The sequence below is a fragment of the Corallococcus sicarius genome, from assembly GCF_003611735.1.
Classification (GTDB): domain Bacteria; phylum Myxococcota; class Myxococcia; order Myxococcales; family Myxococcaceae; genus Corallococcus; species Corallococcus sicarius.
The window spans coordinates 1-16,949 of sequence record NZ_RAWG01000101.1 but is presented as its reverse complement, the minus strand read 5'-3'; the positions used below and the strand labels follow the sequence as shown (position 1 = coordinate 16,949).

9 protein-coding genes are annotated in these 16,949 nt (G+C 72.0%); 5 read left to right on the top strand and 4 right to left on the bottom strand.

Features of this window, described 5'->3' with window-relative positions; all coding sequences use genetic code 11:
- Nucleotides 1–3 precede the first annotated feature (3 nt).
- The 4 genes from D7X12_RS17560 to D7X12_RS17545 form a co-directional block, all read right to left on the bottom strand.
- Nucleotides 4–2,949 carry a DEAD/DEAH box helicase gene (locus tag D7X12_RS17560; RefSeq protein ID WP_120626422.1) on the bottom strand — a complete coding sequence of 982 codons (2,946 nt, stop codon included), beginning with the start codon at nucleotides 2,947–2,949 and terminating at the stop codon, nucleotides 4–6.
- A gap of 70 nt (nucleotides 2,950–3,019) precedes the next feature.
- Nucleotides 3,020–5,071 (bottom strand): TonB-dependent receptor plug domain-containing protein, encoded by a 2,052-nt coding sequence (locus D7X12_RS17555; RefSeq protein WP_120626421.1) that lies wholly within the window; start codon nucleotides 5,069–5,071, stop codon nucleotides 3,020–3,022.
- Between the two features lie 114 nt (nucleotides 5,072–5,185).
- Nucleotides 5,186–6,262: a PEGA domain-containing protein gene (locus tag D7X12_RS17550; RefSeq protein ID WP_120626420.1), complete on the bottom strand. Its 1,077-nt coding sequence runs from the start codon at nucleotides 6,260–6,262 to the stop codon at nucleotides 5,186–5,188.
- Nucleotides 6,263–6,305: 43 nt separating this feature from the next.
- A complete protein-coding gene (locus D7X12_RS17545) occupies nucleotides 6,306–7,544 on the bottom strand; it encodes a serine/threonine-protein kinase (protein ID WP_120626419.1) in 1,239 nt (412 codons plus the stop codon).
- Nucleotides 7,545–7,716: 172 nt separating this feature from the next.
- Here D7X12_RS17545 and D7X12_RS17540 point away from each other — a divergent pair, with 172 nt between their 5' ends.
- The 5 genes from D7X12_RS17540 to D7X12_RS17520 all read left to right on the top strand — a co-directional run.
- Nucleotides 7,717–9,042, top strand: coding sequence for an MFS transporter (locus D7X12_RS17540; protein WP_120626418.1), 1,326 nt, complete (start codon nucleotides 7,717–7,719; stop codon nucleotides 9,040–9,042).
- Between the two features lie 218 nt (nucleotides 9,043–9,260).
- A complete protein-coding gene (locus D7X12_RS17535) occupies nucleotides 9,261–10,730 on the top strand; it encodes an ATPase domain-containing protein (protein ID WP_120626417.1) in 1,470 nt (489 codons plus the stop codon).
- Complete coding sequence (locus D7X12_RS17530; protein WP_120626416.1) at nucleotides 10,727–11,803, top strand: ATP-binding response regulator; 1,077 nt, start codon at nucleotides 10,727–10,729, stop codon at nucleotides 11,801–11,803. The genes D7X12_RS17535 and D7X12_RS17530 overlap by 4 nt, the downstream gene beginning before the upstream one ends.
- 106 nt (nucleotides 11,804–11,909) lie before the next feature.
- Nucleotides 11,910–13,145 carry an MFS transporter gene (locus tag D7X12_RS17525; RefSeq protein ID WP_120626415.1) on the top strand — a complete coding sequence of 412 codons (1,236 nt, stop codon included), beginning with the start codon at nucleotides 11,910–11,912 and terminating at the stop codon, nucleotides 13,143–13,145.
- Between the two features lie 12 nt (nucleotides 13,146–13,157).
- Nucleotides 13,158–16,949: non-ribosomal peptide synthetase (locus D7X12_RS17520; protein ID WP_120626414.1), on the top strand; the 3,792-nt coding region annotated here is incomplete at its 3' end.

The window sequence follows — 16,949 nt, the reverse complement described above, 5'->3', positions numbered from 1 at the left end:
ACCTCACGCGAAGAGCTGGAGCAGGTCCTCGCGGGTGATGGCGGCGGCGCCGGAGGCCTCGCTGAGCGCGGCCTCGAACAGGGCGCGCTTCTTCTCCTGAAGGCCCAAAATCTTCTCCTCCACCGTGCCCTGGGACACCAGCCGGTAGACCATCACCGGCCGCTCCTGTCCGATGCGGTGCGCGCGGTCCGCCGCCTGCGCCTCCACGGCCGGGTTCCACCACGGATCCATCAGGAACACGTGGTCCGCCGCCGTGAGGTTCAAGCCCGTGCCGCCGGCCTTCAGCGACATGAGCAGCACCGGCGCGCCGTCCGGCCCCTGGAAGCGCGACGTCACGTCGCCCCGGTTCGTCGTCGTGCCGTCCAGCCGCTCGAAGCCGATGCCCGCGCCCTTGAGCCCCGGCTCGATGAGGTCCAACAGCGACGTCCACTGCGAGAACACCAGCGCCTTGTGGCCCTCCGCCACCGCCGTCTCCAGCGCCTCCACCAGCGTCTGCACCTTGGACGACGTCTTCGCGTGCTGGCCGGGCACCAGCGCCGAGTGGCAGGCCGCCTGCCGCAGCCGCAGCAGGGCCTCCAGCGCCTTGAGCACGCTGCCGCCCTCGTTGAGCAGGGCCACCACCTCCGCGCGCGTGGCTGCCATCACCGCGTCGTAGACGGAGCGCTCGCGCTCATCCAGCTGCACGTGCATCACGGAGTCCGTGCGCGGCGGCAGCTCCGGCGCCACGTCCCGCTTCAGGCGCCGCAGGATGAACGGCCGGATGCGCCGGCGCAGCCCCTCCGCCGCGCCGGGCTTGCCGTCCGCGATGGGCTGCGCCGTCTTCTCCTCGAACTGACGGCGCCCGCCCAGCAGGCCCGGGTTGGTGAAGTGCATCAGGCTCCACAGCTCGTCCAGCCGGTTCTCCAGCGGCGTGCCGCTGAGCGCGAGCCGCAGGTTCGCCTTGAGCCCGAACGCCGCGCGCGACACCTGGCTCTCCGGGTTCTTGATGGCCTGGGCCTCGTCCAGCACCACCGCCTCCCACGTGGGCGCGCCCAGCGTCGCCGCGTCCAGGCGCAGGAGCGCGTACGTCGTGAGCGTGATGTCCGCCGCGGGGTCCAGCTTGCGGCCGGGGCCGTGGTAGACGCAGACCTTCAGGGACGGCCGGAAGCGCTGCAACTCCGCCACCCAGTTGGGCAGCACGCTCGTGGGGCACACCACCAGCGAACGAGGCCCCAGGATGCAGATGGTCTGGAGCGTCTTTCCCAGGCCCATGTCGTCCGCGAGGATGCCGCCCAGCCCCGCGCCCTTGAGGAACGACAGCCAGCTCACGCCCTGCTGCTGGTACGCGCGCAGCGTGGCGTTCAGCTCCGCGGGCAGCACGGGGGGCGGCAACTTCTCGAAGCCCTCCACCATGGGCGCCAGCTTGTCCAACCCCGGCGGCGGCGGCTGATCCAACGACTCACACAGCGCGGTCAGCTCCGGCAGCGCGTGGTTCGCCACGCGGCCGTCCGACTGGCGCGCGGCCAGCAGGTCCGCGACGCGCTGCCCGTTCTTGTCCAGCCACGCACGCGGCAGCGGCGCCCACCCGCCGCCGTCCAGCGGCACCAACCCCAGCCCCTCGGTCCACGCCCGCACCACGGCCGCCGCGTCCACCGTGCGCGCGCCGCCCTTGCCGCCCTCCACATCGAACTCCAGCGTGAAGCGCACCTCCGGCACGCCCGTCCCGGACGCGCCGCCCTCCACGCGCAGGGACGGCCTGAGGCGCATGTCCGGGCTGACGATGCCCGCCGCGTCGCCGCCCAGGTCGCCGCGGAACTTCCGCAGCTTGTCCGCGAAGCGCATCATCTCCGGCCCGTCCACCGTGAGCCGGCGGCCGGGCACCAGGTTCAGCTCCTCGCGCAGTTGGTGGATGAGCCGCTGCTCCGCGGCCTCGTCGCGCAGCGGCACCGCGCCGCGCAGGTACACCATGCGCCCGTTGTCGATGCGCACCGTCGGCGGCGCGCCGTACACCAGCGTGGGCAGCACCGACAGACCCTGCGTGAGCTGGTTCAACTCCAGCAGCACGCGCGGCTTCAGGTCGCGATCCAACGGCGGCAGCCTCCGGCTCCGCACGTCCACCGGCATGCGCCGCGCCAGCTCCGGCAGCACCTTGGCGGACAGCTCCCCCAGCTGCTCCGGCGAATAGGTGCGCACGAGCGGCAGGTGCTGGAGCCACGCGCCCGTCATCGACGTCTCGCCCAGGCGCACCAGGGACTCGGACGTCAGCGCGACGCCGGGGCTCACCACCTCCGTGACGCGCGGGTCGGCGGAGATGGTGAGGACCCACTGCTGGCCCCGGTCCTCCACCTTCGCGCGCGGGGTCAGCACCTCGCTGGACACCGCCACCGGACGCCCGTCCAGCAGCACGTTGCGCGCGGGCTCCAGCGCCCGCAGCAGCGCGTCCAGCTTCTCCGCCAGCAGCGGTCCCCGGGTGCGCCGCTCCAGCAGGCGGTCCATCACCAGGTCCACCTGCTCCACCTGCAAGGTGACACCGCCGACGGGCTTCGCGATGCGCCCCACCAGGTCCTCCAGGGGCTCCTCGGTGCCGTCCGCGTGCGCGAGGACGCGGTGCAGTTGCAGGCCGCCCTCCACGCGGGTGAAGCGGTACACCACGCGCGACCAGCGCTCCGCCACCGCCTCCAGCGGAGCGTCCTGCTTCTCCGCCTTGTCCAGGGAGATGGCTCCCGCGACCACGTGCTCGCAGGGGTCCACGGGGCTGGGGCAGTCGCACTCCCACGCCTCGTCCCCTGGGTAGAGGACGACGGTGAAGGCCACCGCCCGGCCCGTCACCTTCACGCGCAGCTCGATTTCAGAGGCCGTGCGCGACTGGAGCGCCACGGCCCCATCGCGCGCGAGGCTGACGCCCCGGGACCAGAGTCCCGGCTTGGCTTCTTTCCGGACGGCTTCGAGGAGCTGGGTGTTCTCGGACATGGCAGGGGCGATTCCCTACGCCCCGCCCTGCCCTTGCGCAACGTCGGATGCGCCCCGTCTGCTCGCTGCGCTACTCGTCGTCGTACGCCGGCTCGAAGAGGTAGGTGAGCCGCACCAGGAACTCCCGGGTGAACACCGGCAGGGGGGCATGGCCGCCGTTGTAGGGCTGGGCCACCCGGAAGTCGCTGCCCATCAGGTTGTAGACGCCCGCGCCAATCGACAGTCCCTTCGTGCCCACGTCCTCCGCGCGCACGAACAGGTTGAGCAGCAGCCGGGGCGACAGCGTCTGGACCTCCGACACGCCCTCCTCGTCCGGAGCGCCGACGGCGAAGCGCTGGCCCACCAGCACGGCGGTGGGGCTGACGGACAACCACGGCAGCACCTTCGCGGTGCCCGTCAGCGTCGCCTTGTGCGTGGGCAGGCCGGTGAAGGCGCCGGACTCCCCCGGCACCAGGTAGTCGTCCACGTCGTTGCGCCCCGCGGGCCGGTAGAACGAATAGCCCACCTGCGCGCGGCCCCACGTCCCGCGGACGCGGTAGTCCAGCTCGATGCCCCGGCTGCCCAGGCGCCCCAGGTTGCGGTACGCCTCCGAACCGGAGTCCGCGTCGTAGGAGTAGATGATGGGGTCCGTCACCCCGACGTCGAACGCGTTGGCGCTCACCGTCTGCCCCTCGCCCAGGCGCACGGTGCCCTCCAGTTCGAACACCGTGGTGCGCTCCGGCCGGACGTCGTCGCCCAGGGAGATGTTCTCGATGCCGGGCGCGCGGAAGGCGCGGCTGTAGAGGGCCTTGCCGCTCACCGGCCCGAAGGACTTGAGCAGCACCAGCCGGGGCACGAACGAGCTGCCAAAGAAGCTGTGGTCCTCGAAGCGCGCGCCCGCCACCACCGTGGCGATGGGGTTGTCCGAGTACGCCTCCACGAAGCCCGCGACGTTGCGGTAGGAGACGGAGTCCTGGTCGCCGTTGAACGGCTCCTGAAGGCCGATGCCCGCGGGCCCGCGCAGCTCGCCCTGGTCGAACGCCAGGTCCACGCCGCCTGTCAGCTGGAGGAAGTCGAACGCCGCCCAGCGCGCCAGGGCCCGGCCGCGCAGGCGCCGGTAGCGCTTGTCGTAGAAGAAGTCCGAGTCCGGATCGGAGTCCCGGTACGACTCGCCCAGCGTGAGGTTCAGCCGGGGGATGATTTCAATGCGGTCCGTGGGCCGGAAGCGGTTGCTCAGCTCGGCGTGGAAGGACTCGAAGTCGGTGTCCGCGGGCGCGGGCAGCACCTCGTCCGTCGACACAATGGAGGTGGTGTCCTGGCGCTGGTACAGCAGGCTCAACTGCAGGTCGCGGTAGCCCACGCCCGCCTGCATCACCGTGGGGTCCAGGCGGGAGGCGCCATTCATGCTCGCGGAGCCGCCGAAGAAGTCCTCGAAGACGGCGTCGCTGCGCTGGCCCTGCCCCAGCGACGCGGACGCGAAGGCGCTCAGGCCCGGCACGCTCTCGAACACCTTGCGCCCGGACAGCGTGAGGCTGCGCCGGCCGTTGCCGTGCGACAACTGCCCGTAGGTGCCCACCGCCAGCACGTCGGTGCTGCCCTGGATGCCGCGCGTGATGACGTTGATGACGGCCAGCTCCGCGTTGCCGCCGTAGATGACCGACCCGGGGCCGCGCACCACCTCGATGCGCTCGATGAGCTCCACCGGGAACTCGTGCCCCAACTGCATCGTGGAGTAGAGCTGCTCGTTCATCTCCTTGCCGTCGATGATGAGCAGCACCTTGCCTTCCTGGCCCCACAGGCCCCGGAAGCCCGGCCCCACCGTGCCCTGCACGTCCACGCCGAAGAAGAAGCCCGGCACCAGCAGGAGCACGTCCATCAGGTCGCGCGCGCCGGACGCGCGGATCTCCTCCGCGGTCACCGCGGTGACGACCGCCGGGGAGTCGTGCAGCTTCGTGATGGCGAATGACGCCACCTGGCTGTGGACCTCCGGCTCATCCGCCAGGGCCTCGGTCTGCACGGCTTCGACCGGAGCTTCGACCGGAGCCTCGGGCGGGGCCTCCTGGGCGAACCCCGTCCCCGCGCCCAGCAGCGCCAGCGACATGCCCACACGACGGCCCAACCACCAGCGCCTGGTGAAACCCATACGCGACAGACCTCTCGACAGCGGAAAGACGGGCCGGCGAGTGTACCGGCCCCCGCGCCATCCGAAAGTTCTGGGTTTCCGCGCAGCACGTCTAATTCTGATGTCGAGAGTGTTTCAGCGCACGCGCACGCGGGTGCTGCGGCCCGGCTCCACTTCCACCGTCATGCGGCGCTTCACCTCGCCGTTGACGCGGACCTCCACGCGCGCCGGTCCCGCCGGCAGGGCCTGCGCGGACAGGGGCGGAAAGCCGTACGGCCGGTTGTTGATCCACACCTCGCCGTAGAGCCCGGGCGACGTCACCTCCAGGTCGCCCCGCTGCGCCACCTGGGCCACGGCCGCCTTCGCCACGGACGGCTCCGGCGGCGGCGTGGCGTCTGGGGACGGGGAAGGGGGCTGGGGCCGGGCCGCCGGGGACGCCCCTGCCGCGGACACCCCGCGGGACTCCGCTGCCGGGGCCGGCGCGTTCGCGAGGGGCGCGGTGGGCGTCAGTTCGACGGTGAGGTCGCGGTTGAGCGAGCGCACCCCGTCTTCCTCCACCTGCACCGTCTCCTCGAACAGGTGGCGATCCCCCTGCGCGAGCACCACGCGGTGCGACCCCGCGGACACCGGCACGCGCGCGGGCGTCAGGTCCACCGCCTTGCCATCCACCTTCACCACCAGCCCCGGCGGCGTGGACGTCACCAGCAGCAGGCCCCCGTGCGCCGCATCCTGCGCGCCGTCCGGCTTCTCTTGCGTCTCCCGGGCCTGGGCGCGCGCGGCGGCGAGCTTCGCGGCGCGGGTGCGGGGCGGGGTCCGCGAAGTGGAAGGCTCACGCGGGGTGGACACCGCGGCGGTGCGCGACTGCTCGCGCGAGCGCAGGCCGGTGGCGATGTCCAACAACCGCACCAGGTCGCCGTTGTCCTCCCGTCGCAGGTTGAGCGCCTCGGTGAACTCCTTCACCGCCTTGTCGTAGTCGCGGTCCTCCAGCGCGGCGAGCCCCGACGCGCGCAGGGCCCTCGCGAGCCCCTCGTTCGCGTCGTCCGTGGGCGGGGCCGCGACGGGAGACGTGGGCGGCGTGACCCTCGCCACCACGGGAGAGGACGGCGCGGGGGCCTGCGCGGCACGGCGGGAGCGCACCACCAGGTACGCCCCCGTGTTCACGGCCACCGTGCCCAACAGGATGACGGCAACCCAGGTCTTCTGATTCTTCACGTTCGTTGTCCCGCTTCCCACGACACGGTGCGCCCCGGACCCTTCACGCCGCGAACAGCCAGAACAGCGCGCTGCCCACCGCGGCGACGCCCGCCGCCGCCGCGAGCCCCCAGGGGAACGCCCCGGCCCCGTCCGCCTCTTCCACGGGCACGACGCTTCCGGACCCCGCGCTCCGGGGCAGCAGCCCGGTGACGATCCGCGCGCTGGATTCGACAGGTTCGAGCCCTTCGCCGTGCTCGCCCGGGTCCCCCATGGGCGTGCGCGTCGAGCCCGGCTGGGACCCCGGCACGGCCACCGCCGTCGCCACCCGGCCCTTCGCATCCGGCGGGAAGAGCGTGGCCATCAGCGTCGCCAGCTCCCGGCCTCCGGACGTCCAGTGCTGCGCGGAGCGGTAGTGCTCCAGGTCGTCGCGCAGCTCGCGCGCCGTCTGGTAGCGCGCCTCCGGATCCTTCGCGAGCAGCTTCAGGAGGATGCGCTCCAGCTCCGGATCGAAGCCCGGCGACACCTGCGACGGCGGGGGCACGTCCCCCTGCGAGGTGGCCAGGATGGTGGCCTCCATCGTGTCGCGCTTGAACAGCCGCCGCCCCGTGGATGCCTCGTAGAGGACGATGCCCAGCGAATACAGGTCCGAGCGGTGATCCAACGGCCGGTTGGTGATCTGCTCCGGGGACATGTACGCGTACTTGCCCTTCACCACCCCGGCCATCGTGCGCTCCAGGTTCACGGAGCTCTTCACGATGCCGAAGTCCGCCAGCTTCACGATGCCGTCGCGCGACACCAGCACGTTGCCCGGCGTGATGTCCCGGTGCACCAGCTTCAAGGGCGTGCCGTCCGACAGCGTCTTCGCGTGCGCGTACGACAGCGCGTCCGCCATCGCGATCCCCACCTCCAGCGTCACCCGCGCCCCCAGGGGGATGGCCGCCTTCGCCGCGTGCCGCATCATGCGGTCCAGCGACTGGCCTTGGATCCACTCCATCGCCAGGTAGTACTGCCCGTCGATCTTCCCGAAGTCGAACACCTGCACGATGTTCGGGTGCGTCAGCAGCGCCGCCACCTTCGCCTCGTCCGCGAACATGCGGCTGAAGGGCTCCAGGTTCGCGTACTCCGGGAGGATGCGCTTGATGACGCACGGCTTCGAAAAGCCGTCCGGGCCGTCCAGCGTCGCCAGGAAGATGTGCGCCATCCCGCCCGAAGCGAGCTGCTGGACCATGCGGTACTTCCCGAAGCGGACCTCGGGTCCAGGCGCGACCGGCGGCGGCGTCACCTTATCAACCCTGTCCAAATCGTACTCCCAGGACGGAACTTGAAAGGCCGGGAAGATAGTGGCACCCCGGTTTCCACACAAGATTCAGGCTCTCTGTCAACAGGGCTTTCCGTGAGTTCCCATCAACGACGTGACAGATGGGCTCCAGCGCGGGCCTCGGGCGTCCCGGCGTATCCTCCCGGGCCCACGCATGGCGACCTCCCCCTCCGACGCCCTCTCCGCTTCCGCTCCTCCCCGCCCCCTGTCCGCGCGGGACGTCCGCACGTTGGGGCTCGCGGCGTTGGGGGGCGCGCTCGAGTTCTACGACTTCATCATCTTCGTGTTCTTCACCGAGGTGATGGGCCGGCTGTTCTTCCCGCCAGAGACGGCGGACTGGCTGCGTCAGCTGCAGACGTTCGGGGTGTTCGCCGCGGGGTACCTCGCGCGGCCCCTGGGCGGCATCGTGATGGCGCACTTCGGGGACCGCACGGGCCGCAAGCGGATGTTCACGCTGAGCGTGTTCCTGATGTCGGTGCCCACGCTCTTGATGGGCCTCCTGCCCACGTACGCCACCGCCGGGTACGTGGCCCCGCTGGCGCTGCTCTTCCTGCGGCTCTTGCAGGGCGCGGCGGTGGGCGGCGAGGTGCCGGGTGCCTGGGTCTTCGTCTCCGAGCACGTGCCCGAGCGGCGGGTGGGCCTGGCGTGCGGCACGCTCACCTCCGGCCTCACGCTGGGCATCCTCCTGGGCTCGCTGGTGGCCACCGCCGTCAACACCGTCTTCACGCCCGAGCAGGTGCTGGCCTACGGCTGGCGCACGCCCTTCGTGGTGGGCGGCGTGTTCGGCTTCTTCGCCGTGTTCCTGCGCCGCTGGCTCCAGGAGACGCCCGTCTTCGAGGAGATGCGCCAGCGCCACGCGCTCGTGCGGGAGCTGCCGCTCAAGGCCGCGCTCAAGGGGCACGCGCCCGCCGTCGCCGTCTCCATGCTGCTCACCTGGGTGCTCACCGCCGGCATCGTGGTGGTCATCCTGATGACGCCCACGCTGATGCAGAAGCTGCACGCCATCCCCGCCGCCCAGGCGCTCGCGGCCAACAGCGTCGCCACGCTCACGCTCACCGTGGGCTGTGTCTGCTTTGGCATCCTCGCGGACCGGCTGGGGCCCGCGAAGGCCCTGGCGCTGGGCACGCTCGCGCTGCTCGTCAGCGTGCAGCTCTTCTACCGGGGCGTCGCCAGCGCCCCCCAGCACCTGGTGCCCCTCTACGCGCTGGTGGGCTTCTGCGTGGGCGTCGTCGGGGTGGTGCCCGCGGTGATGGTGCACGCCTTCCCGCCCGCGGTGCGCTTCTCCGGCATCTCCTTCTCCTACAACGTGGCCTACGCGCTGTTCGGCGGCCTCACGCCGCTGGTCGTCACGCTCGCGCTGAAGGAGAGCACGCTCGCGCCCGCGCACTACGTCACGGCGGTGTGCGTCGTGGGGCTCGCGGTGGCGCTGTACCTGGCCCGGAGCCCCCCCGCCGGCGGTCCCCGCCCGCTGCCGCGCTGACGCCCGGTCGCCCGGCTGGATATCCAAGGTGTTCACCGGACGGCTGATCTCCCACCCCCCCCGTTACGACGCTGGCCGCCCGACAAAGCGTCGGCTATGCCCCAGAAACGGCGTCACACCTCGGGCATGTGTCATCCGCGCTGCTTACCTTCCGTCCCGGCGCGCGCTTTCGAGCGGCAGAGCCTCGCGTGTAGCTCCCCGCCGCTGACGGACCTGGAATGCAAAGCAGCAAATCGCCGCTCTTCCCAAGCGGCATCCCCAGCTTCGACGCGCTCCTGGGCGGAGGCATCCCCGAGCGCCAGGCCCTCATCGTCACCGGGACGCCCGGGTGCGGGAAGACGGTGCTGTGCAGCCAGGTGGCCTTCGAGGCCGCGGCGCGCGGCATCCCCGTGGTGATGGCCACCGTAACCTCGGAGCCCCACGACAAGCTGATGGGGGCCCTGTCGGGCTTCTCCTTCTTCAAGCCGGAGCTGCTGGGGGAGAAGCTCTTCGTCATCAGCGCCTACTCCGCGCTCAAGCGGGGGCCCAAGGAGGCGCGCGACCTGTTGCTCCAGACGGTGCGCGAGCGCGGCGCGGGCCTGCTGTTCATTGACGGGCTGCGCTCCATCCGGGACCTCTGGCTGGATGAAGCGCGGCTGCGCGAGTTCCTCTACGAGCTGGGCATCGGCCTTTCGGCCGTCAACTGCGTCGGCATGTTCACCACGGAGTACCCGCTGGAGCGGCTGATGGCGCTGCCGGAAGCCACCACGGTGGACGGCATCGTGTCGCTGTCCGTCATGTCGCACGGCTCGCGCCGGGTGCGCCGGGTGGAGGTGGTGAAGCTGCGCGGCCGCAATCACCTGGTGGGCGAACACACCATGCTCATCAACGAGACGGGCGTGGAGTTCGTGCCGCGCCTGGAGGCCACGCCGCTGGACTTCCGCGACGAGCCGCCCACGCTCGCGCGCAAGGGCTTCGGCCTGCCGGAGCTGGACGGGCTGATGTTCGGGGGACTGCCGGAGCTGAGCACCACGATGCTCGCGGGCAGCATGGGCATTGGCAAGACGCTGCTCGCCGCGCACTTCGCGGCGGAGGGCGCGCGCAAGGGGGAGAAGTCCCTCTACATGTCCTTCTTCGACTCGCCCGCCATGCTGATGGCGCGCGCGAAGCGCGTGGGGCTGGACGTGGCGTCCCTGCTGGGCGGCGGGATGCTGATGCTCGAGCACCTGACCCCCACGGAGGTGGAGGCGGACGTGCTCGTGCGGGACCTCCTGCGCAAGGTGGAGACGCTGGGGGTGAAGCGGCTGGTGCTCGACGGGCTCTACGACCTGGAGCTGTCCATCCTGGACCCCATGCGGCGCAGGACGTTCCTCGCGTCGCTGGCGCTGCGGCTGAGGATGCGGGGCGTCACCTCCGTCTTCACCCGCGAGGTGCCCAAGATCGTCGGCACGGAGCTGGACTTCAGCGACGCGCCGGTGGCCATCCTGGGAGAGAACCTGCTGCTCTTGCGCTACGTGGAGCTGCACGGCCAGATGCACCGCATCCTGTCCGTGCTCAAGATGCGCGACAGCAAGTACACCCCCGACCTGCGGGAGTTCCAGATCAACGACACCGGCGTCAAGGTGCTTCCCCCGCTGCGCTCCGCCGCGGGCCTGCTGACGGGGCAGGCGCGCCCCATTGGCAGCACCATTGGAGGAAGCCACGAATGAGCCTCGTCCTCATCGCGGAGGATGAAGAGGCGCTCCTGGAGGTCTTCTCCGAGGTGGTGGAGGACCTGGGCCACCGCGTGGTGCGGGCGCACAACGGCGAGGAGGCCCTGCTCCTGGCGCGCACGGAGCCGCCGGACCTGGTGGTCAGCGACCACATGATGCCCCGGCGCACCGGCATGCAGCTCTTGCACGCGATGCGCTCGGAGCCCGTCCTGGCGGAGGTGCCCTTCCTGCTCTTGAGCGCGGCCCGTCCGTCCGGGCGTGAGGCGGCCCAGACGTTCCTGGCGAAGCCCGTGGACCTCTCCACCTTCGAGCAGGCCGTCAGCACCGCGCTCCAGAGCCGCACGGCGCCCCGCCATGAGTCCCCGCAGGCGGCGCGCGAGTCCGCCACCGCGGTGAGCCTCGCGCGCGAGGAGATGCTCAACTGGGTGGCGCACGAGCTGAAGACGCCGCTCTCCTCCGCGCGGCTCAACACCCAGCTGCTCTTGCGCAAGGTGCACAAGCGCGGCGCCGAGGACGAGCGCCGCTCCGCGGAGGCCATCCTGCGCCAGTTGGACCGGATGAACGGCCTGGTCACCTCCATCCTGGACGCCTCGCGGCTGGCGGACGGGAAGCTGGAGCTGAAGCAGGAGCTCAAGGAGCTGGGCCCCTTCCTCCAGGACCTCATCCACGACTGGCGGGAGATGCAGCCGGAGATGGACTTCCACCTGGACCTGGGCGAGCCCATGGAGCCCCTGCTGCTGGACGCCGAGCGCGTGCGCCAGGTGCTCAACAACCTGCTGTCCAACGCGGTGAAGTACAGCGGCGAGTCCCGGCGCATCGAGGTCGGCGTGACGCTCAACCCGGGCCTCGTCCTCATCCACGTGCGCGACCACGGCGTGGGCATCCCCGCCAACGCCCTGCCCCACATCTTCGAGCGCTTCCAGCGCGCGGACGCGGACCGGGGACGCGGGCACGGCCTGGGCCTCTTCATCGCCGCGGCGCTCGCCCGCCTGCACGGTGGCTCGCTCTCCGCCCGCTCCACCCTGGGTGAAGGCTCCACCTTCATCCTCCGGCTGCCGCGCCGGAGCTGAAGGGGAGCTGAAACAGCACTGCACGATTCCACCGGAATTCCATCCAGCCCTTCCAGGATGGAACTCCGCGAAGACCCGGCGCTCCTGGTGAATTAGAAAGCAGGGTGTGTCCACGCCCCGCCTGTCCCGCCTGTCGTCGTTTCGCGCGCTGAAGCACCGCGACTTCGCCTTCCTCTGGGGCGGGGCGGCGCTGTCGAACATCGGCACGTGGATGGAGGTGCTGGCGCTGGGCGTGTACGTCACGAAGGTGACGGGCCGGGCGGAGTGGACGGGGGGCGTGGCGGCGCTGACGTTCCTGCCGGCCATCGTGTTGTCGCCGCTGGGAGGCGCGCTGGGAGATCGCTTCGACAGGCGCCGCGCGATTGGCCTGGGGGCGCTGGTGCAGATGGTGCTCGCGGGGACGCTGGCGGCGCTGGCCTTCAGCGGGCAGCTCACGGTGCGGTGGGTGGCGCTGCTGTCGTTCCTCAATGGCTGCGCGGTGACGCTCTTCACGCCCGCGTTCTCCGCGATGATCGCGGTGTCGGTGCCGAAGGAGGACCTGCACAGCGCGTTCAGCCTCCACTCCGCGCAGAACAACCTGGGGCGCATCTGCGGGCCCGCGCTGGGGGCGCTGGTGATTGCTCACGCGGACATCGCGTGGGCGCTGCTGCTCAATGCGCTGTCGTTTGGCGCGGTGCTGCTGTCGCTCACGCAGGTGCGGGCCACGGCGGCGGGGAAGCCCGCGGACTTCGGCGGCCTGTGGGCGGGCATCGTGCAGGGCTTCAAGGTGGCGCGGGCGGACGAAGGGCTGACGCTGGCGCTGGGCGGCACGCTGGCCATCGCCGTCTGCATCGCGCCCTTCACGGCGCTGGCGCCGGTGCTGGCCATCCAGGTGTTCCAACAGGACGCGGGCGCGACGTCGGTGCTCGTCACCGCGCAGGGGGTGGGGTCGCTCCTGGCGGCGCTGGCGGCGGGCACGCTGGCGGACAAGCTGGGGCGTGGGCGGCTGTTGGAGCTGACGGTGTTGCTCATCGGTCCCATGGCGGCGGCGTACTGGCTGTCGCCGTCGCTGCCGTACGCGGCGGTGGCGGTGCTGGGGCTGGGCGCGCTGTACATGCTGTCGCTCACGGGGCTGGCCACGCTGTGTCAGGCGCGCGTGGGCAGTGAGCTGCAGGCGCGCATCGCCAGCCTGAGCGGGATGCTGCTCTTCGTCGGCTTCACGCTGGGCGTCTGGTTGCAGGGGGCGCTGGCGGACCGGCTGGGCTTCCGCCTGGTGACGGCGGGCGCGGCCCTGGGGTTCTTCGTCTTCGCGGTCCTGCTGCGCACCTTGCGGTCGCGTGGCTTCGCCGCCTTCGAAGTCTAAGGGAGCCACACGATGACGACCTCCTCTCCGGTTGCTCCCGGGCGCAAGCGCACCCCGCTGCCCCTCGTGCCCAGGACGGGAGCGCTGCCCCTGTCCTTCATGCAGCAGCGCCTGTGGTTCCTGGCGCAGTGGGAGGGGCTCACCGCGACGTACAACGTCCACTTCTTCGTGCGGCTCACGGGGACGCTGGACGGGGCCGCGCTGGAGCACGCGCTCCAGGCCGTGGTGGCGAGGCACGAAGCGCTGCGCACCACCTTCGAGTCCGTGGACGGCCAGCCGGTGCAGCGCATCTCCGCGCCGGAGGCCGCGGCGTTCCCGCTGCGCCTGGAGGACCTGTCCGGGCAGGCCCCGGACGCCCGTGAGCAGGCCCTGCGCGAGCGCGCGGAGGCGGAGGCCCGGACGCCGTTCGACCTGACGCGAGGCCCGCTCGTGCGGACGACGCTGGTGCGGCTGTCGGCGCAGGAGCACGCGCTGCTCTTCGTCACACACCACATCGTGTGTGACGCGGTGTCGCTGGCCTGGCTGGCGACGGAGCTGGGCGCGCTCTACACGGCCTTCACGCGCGGTGAGCCGCCCCGCGTGCCGGAGCTTCCGGCGCAGTACGCGGACTTCGCGCACTGGCAGCGGCAGACGCTGCAGGGCCCGCCGCTGGAGGCGGAGCGCGCGTGGTGGACGGAGCGGCTGGCCGGAGCGCCGCCCGCGCTGGAGCTGCCCACGGACCGGCCCCGCCCTCCCCGGCAGACGTTCCGGGGCGCGGTGTACCGCCTGCCCATGGCGCAGGCCCTGGCCCAGGGCCTCCGGGAGCTGAGCCGCAAGGCGGCCGTCACGCCGTACATGGCGCTGCTGGCGGCGTTCCAGGTGCTGCTGTCCCGCTACACGGGGCAGGAGGACCTGGTGGTGGGCACGCCCGTGGCGGGGCGCGGGCGCCGCGAGGTGGAGCGGCTCATCGGCTTCTTCGCCAACACGCTGGCGCTGCGGCTGGACACCTCCGGCGACCCGACCTTCCTCGCGCTGCTGGGCCGGGTGCGCGAGGTGTGCCTGGGCGCGTACGCGCATCCGGACATGCCCTTCGAACAGCTGGTGGAGGCGCTGGTGCCCGCGAGGGACCCCAGCCGCTCGCCGCTGTTCCAGGCGATGTTCGTGCACGTGAACGCGCCGTGGAGCGCGCTGAAGTGGCCCGGCCTCACCGTGGCGGAGGTGGACTTCGAGCCCGGGGTGGCGCGCTTCGACGTCACCCTCTTCCTCTACGACGACCCCGGCGGCATGGAGGCGCGCTGGGAGTACAACGCCGACCTCTTCGACGAGGCGACGGTGGCGCGCATGGCCGCGCACTACGCGCGCCTGCTGGAGGGCGCGGTCGCCCGGCCGGAGTGCCCGGTGTCCGCGCTTCCGCTGCTGACGGCCCCGGAGCGGGAGCGCGCGGTGGTGGCGTGGAACGACACCGGGGCGGACGTGCCCGTCCTCCACGGCGTGCAGGCCCTCTTCGAGGCCAGCGTGCGCAAGAGCCCGGACGCTGTCGCCGTGCGCTTCGGTGACGCGCACCTCACGTACGCGGAGTTGGAGCGGCGGGCCAACCGCATCGCCCATGCGCTGCGAAAGCGCGGCGTGACGCCGGACACCGCGGTGGGGCTGTGCGTGGACCGTTCGCTGGAGCTGGCGGTGGGCGTGCTGGGCATCCTCAAGTCGGGCGCGGCCTACTGCCCGTTGGATCCGGCCTATCCGCCGGAGCGGCTGGCGCTGATGCTCCACGCGTCACGCGCGAAGGTGCTCGTCACCCAGCGGCACCTGATGGCGGGCCTGCCCGACAGCGGGGCGGCGCCGCTGTTCCTGGAGGACGACCCGGGCACGCCGGACACGGCGCCGGAGCCGGTGGGCGGGCCGGACACGCTGGCCTACGTCATCTTCACCTCCGGCTCCACGGGCGTGCCCAAGGGCGTGGCGATGCCGCACCGCCCGCTGTTCAACCTCATCCAGTGGCAGGTGCGCCGCTCCACCGTGCCAACGGGTCGCACGCTCCAGTTCTCCGCGCTGAGCTTCGACGTGTGCTTCCAGGAGATGATGCCGACGTTCGCCGCGGGCGGAGAGCTGGTGCTCGTGCCGGATGACCTGCGCCGGGACGCTCGCGCGCTGCTCACCCGGATGCGGGAGCAGCGCGTGGAGCGCATCTTCCTGCCCTTCGTGGCGCTCCAGCACCTGGCGGAGGTGGCGGAGGCGGAAGGGCTGCGCCCCGACACGCTGCGCGAAATCGTCACCGCGGGCGAGCAGCTGCGGATGACGCCCGCGCTGCGCCGGCTGCTCCACGCGCTGGACGGCTGCGTGCTGGACAACCACTACGGCCCCACGGAGACGCACGCGGCCGCGGCCCACATGATGAAGGGCAACCCGGACGCGTGGCCGGACCTGCCGCCCATCGGGCGCACCATCACCAACGCGCGGGTGTACCTGCTGGACGCGCGGCTGGAGCCGGTGCCCGTCGGGGTGGCGGGCGAGCTGTACATCGGCGGCGCGGGACTGGCACGGGGCTACCTGCACCGGCCGGACCTGACGGCGGAGCGCTTCATCCCGGATCCGCTGAGCCCGCATCCGGGCGCGCGGATGTACCGCTCCGGCGACTTCGCGCGGCACCTGCCCACGGGCGAGATGGAGTTCCTGGGTCGGCGCGACGCGCAGGTGAAGATCCGCGGCTACCGCATCGAGCTGCCGGAGGTGGAGGCGGCGGTGGCGAGGCTGCCGGGCGTGAAGGACGTCGCGGTGGTGGCGCGCGAGGACGAGGCCCGGGGCAAGCACCTGGTGGCCTACGTGGTGCCGCAGCCGGAGTCCGGGGTGGAGGCGGGCGACCTCAAGGAGACGCTCCGCGACCGGCTGCCCGAATACATGGTGCCCGCGGCCTTCGTGTTGCTGGAGGCCTTTCCCCTCACGCCCAGCGGCAAGCTGGACCGGCGCGCCCTCCCCGTCCCGGGAGACGGCGAGGACGCGGCCCGGGACTTCGTGGCCCCGCGCACGCCGCTGGAGACGGAGGTGGCGGGCGTCTTCGCCGCGCTGCTGAAGCTGTCGCGCGTGGGCGCGCACGACCACTTCTTCGAGCGGGGCGGACACTCCCTGCTGGCGACCCAGGTGACGTCGCGACTGCGCGAGCGGCTGCGGGTGGAGCTGCCCGTCCGCGCGCTGTTCGAGCACCCCACCGTGGAGGAGCTGGCGGCGCACCTGGGCACGCTGCATCCGGACGGGGCGACGCGGGAGCTGCCGCTCGTGCCCGGCCCGCGCGACGGGGCGCTGCCGCTGTCCTTCGCGCAGGCGCGGCTGTGGTTCCTCACCCGGTTGGATCCAGGCGGCTTCTCCTACAACCTGCCCTGGTTCACGCGCTGGACGGGGCCGCTGGACGCAGATGCGCTGGAGCGGAGCCTCCGGGTGCTCGTGCAGCGTCACGAAGCCCTGCGCACCACGTTCGTGGAGCATCAGGAGCAGCCGGTGCAGCGCATCGCGCCGGTGCTGGACGTACCGCTGCGGCGGGAGCGCGTGGCGTCGCGGGCCGAACTCACGCGGCGCGCGGAGGCGGAGGTGCGCTTCCCGTTCGACCTGACCCAAGGGCCGCTCCTGCGCGCGACGCTGGTCCGCGTGGGCGAGGGGGAGCACGCGCTGCTCGTCACGCTGCACCACATCATCTGTGACGGCTGGTCGCTGGGGGTGATGGAGCGCGAGCTGACGGCGCTCTACCTCGCGGCCACGGGAGGCGCGCCGGTGACGCTGCCGCCGCTGCCGCTCCAGCCGGCGGACTTCGCGCGCTGGCAGCGGGCGGGCTGGGAG

What these genes read in the sequence shown, in the direction of transcription:
- D7X12_RS17560 (WP_120626422.1), bottom strand. Translation starts at nt 2,949, where the DNA reads ATGTCCGAGAACACCCAGCTCCTCGAAGCCGTCCGGAAAGAAGCCAAG.
- D7X12_RS17530 (WP_120626416.1), top strand. Translation starts at nt 10,727, where the DNA reads ATGAGCCTCGTCCTCATCGCGGAGGATGAAGAGGCGCTCCTGGAGGTC.
- D7X12_RS17540 (WP_120626418.1), top strand. Translation starts at nt 7,717, where the DNA reads ATGGCGACCTCCCCCTCCGACGCCCTCTCCGCTTCCGCTCCTCCCCGC.
- D7X12_RS17555 (WP_120626421.1), bottom strand. Translation starts at nt 5,071, where the DNA reads ATGGGTTTCACCAGGCGCTGGTGGTTGGGCCGTCGTGTGGGCATGTCG.
- D7X12_RS17535 (WP_120626417.1), top strand. Translation starts at nt 9,261, where the DNA reads ATGCAAAGCAGCAAATCGCCGCTCTTCCCAAGCGGCATCCCCAGCTTC.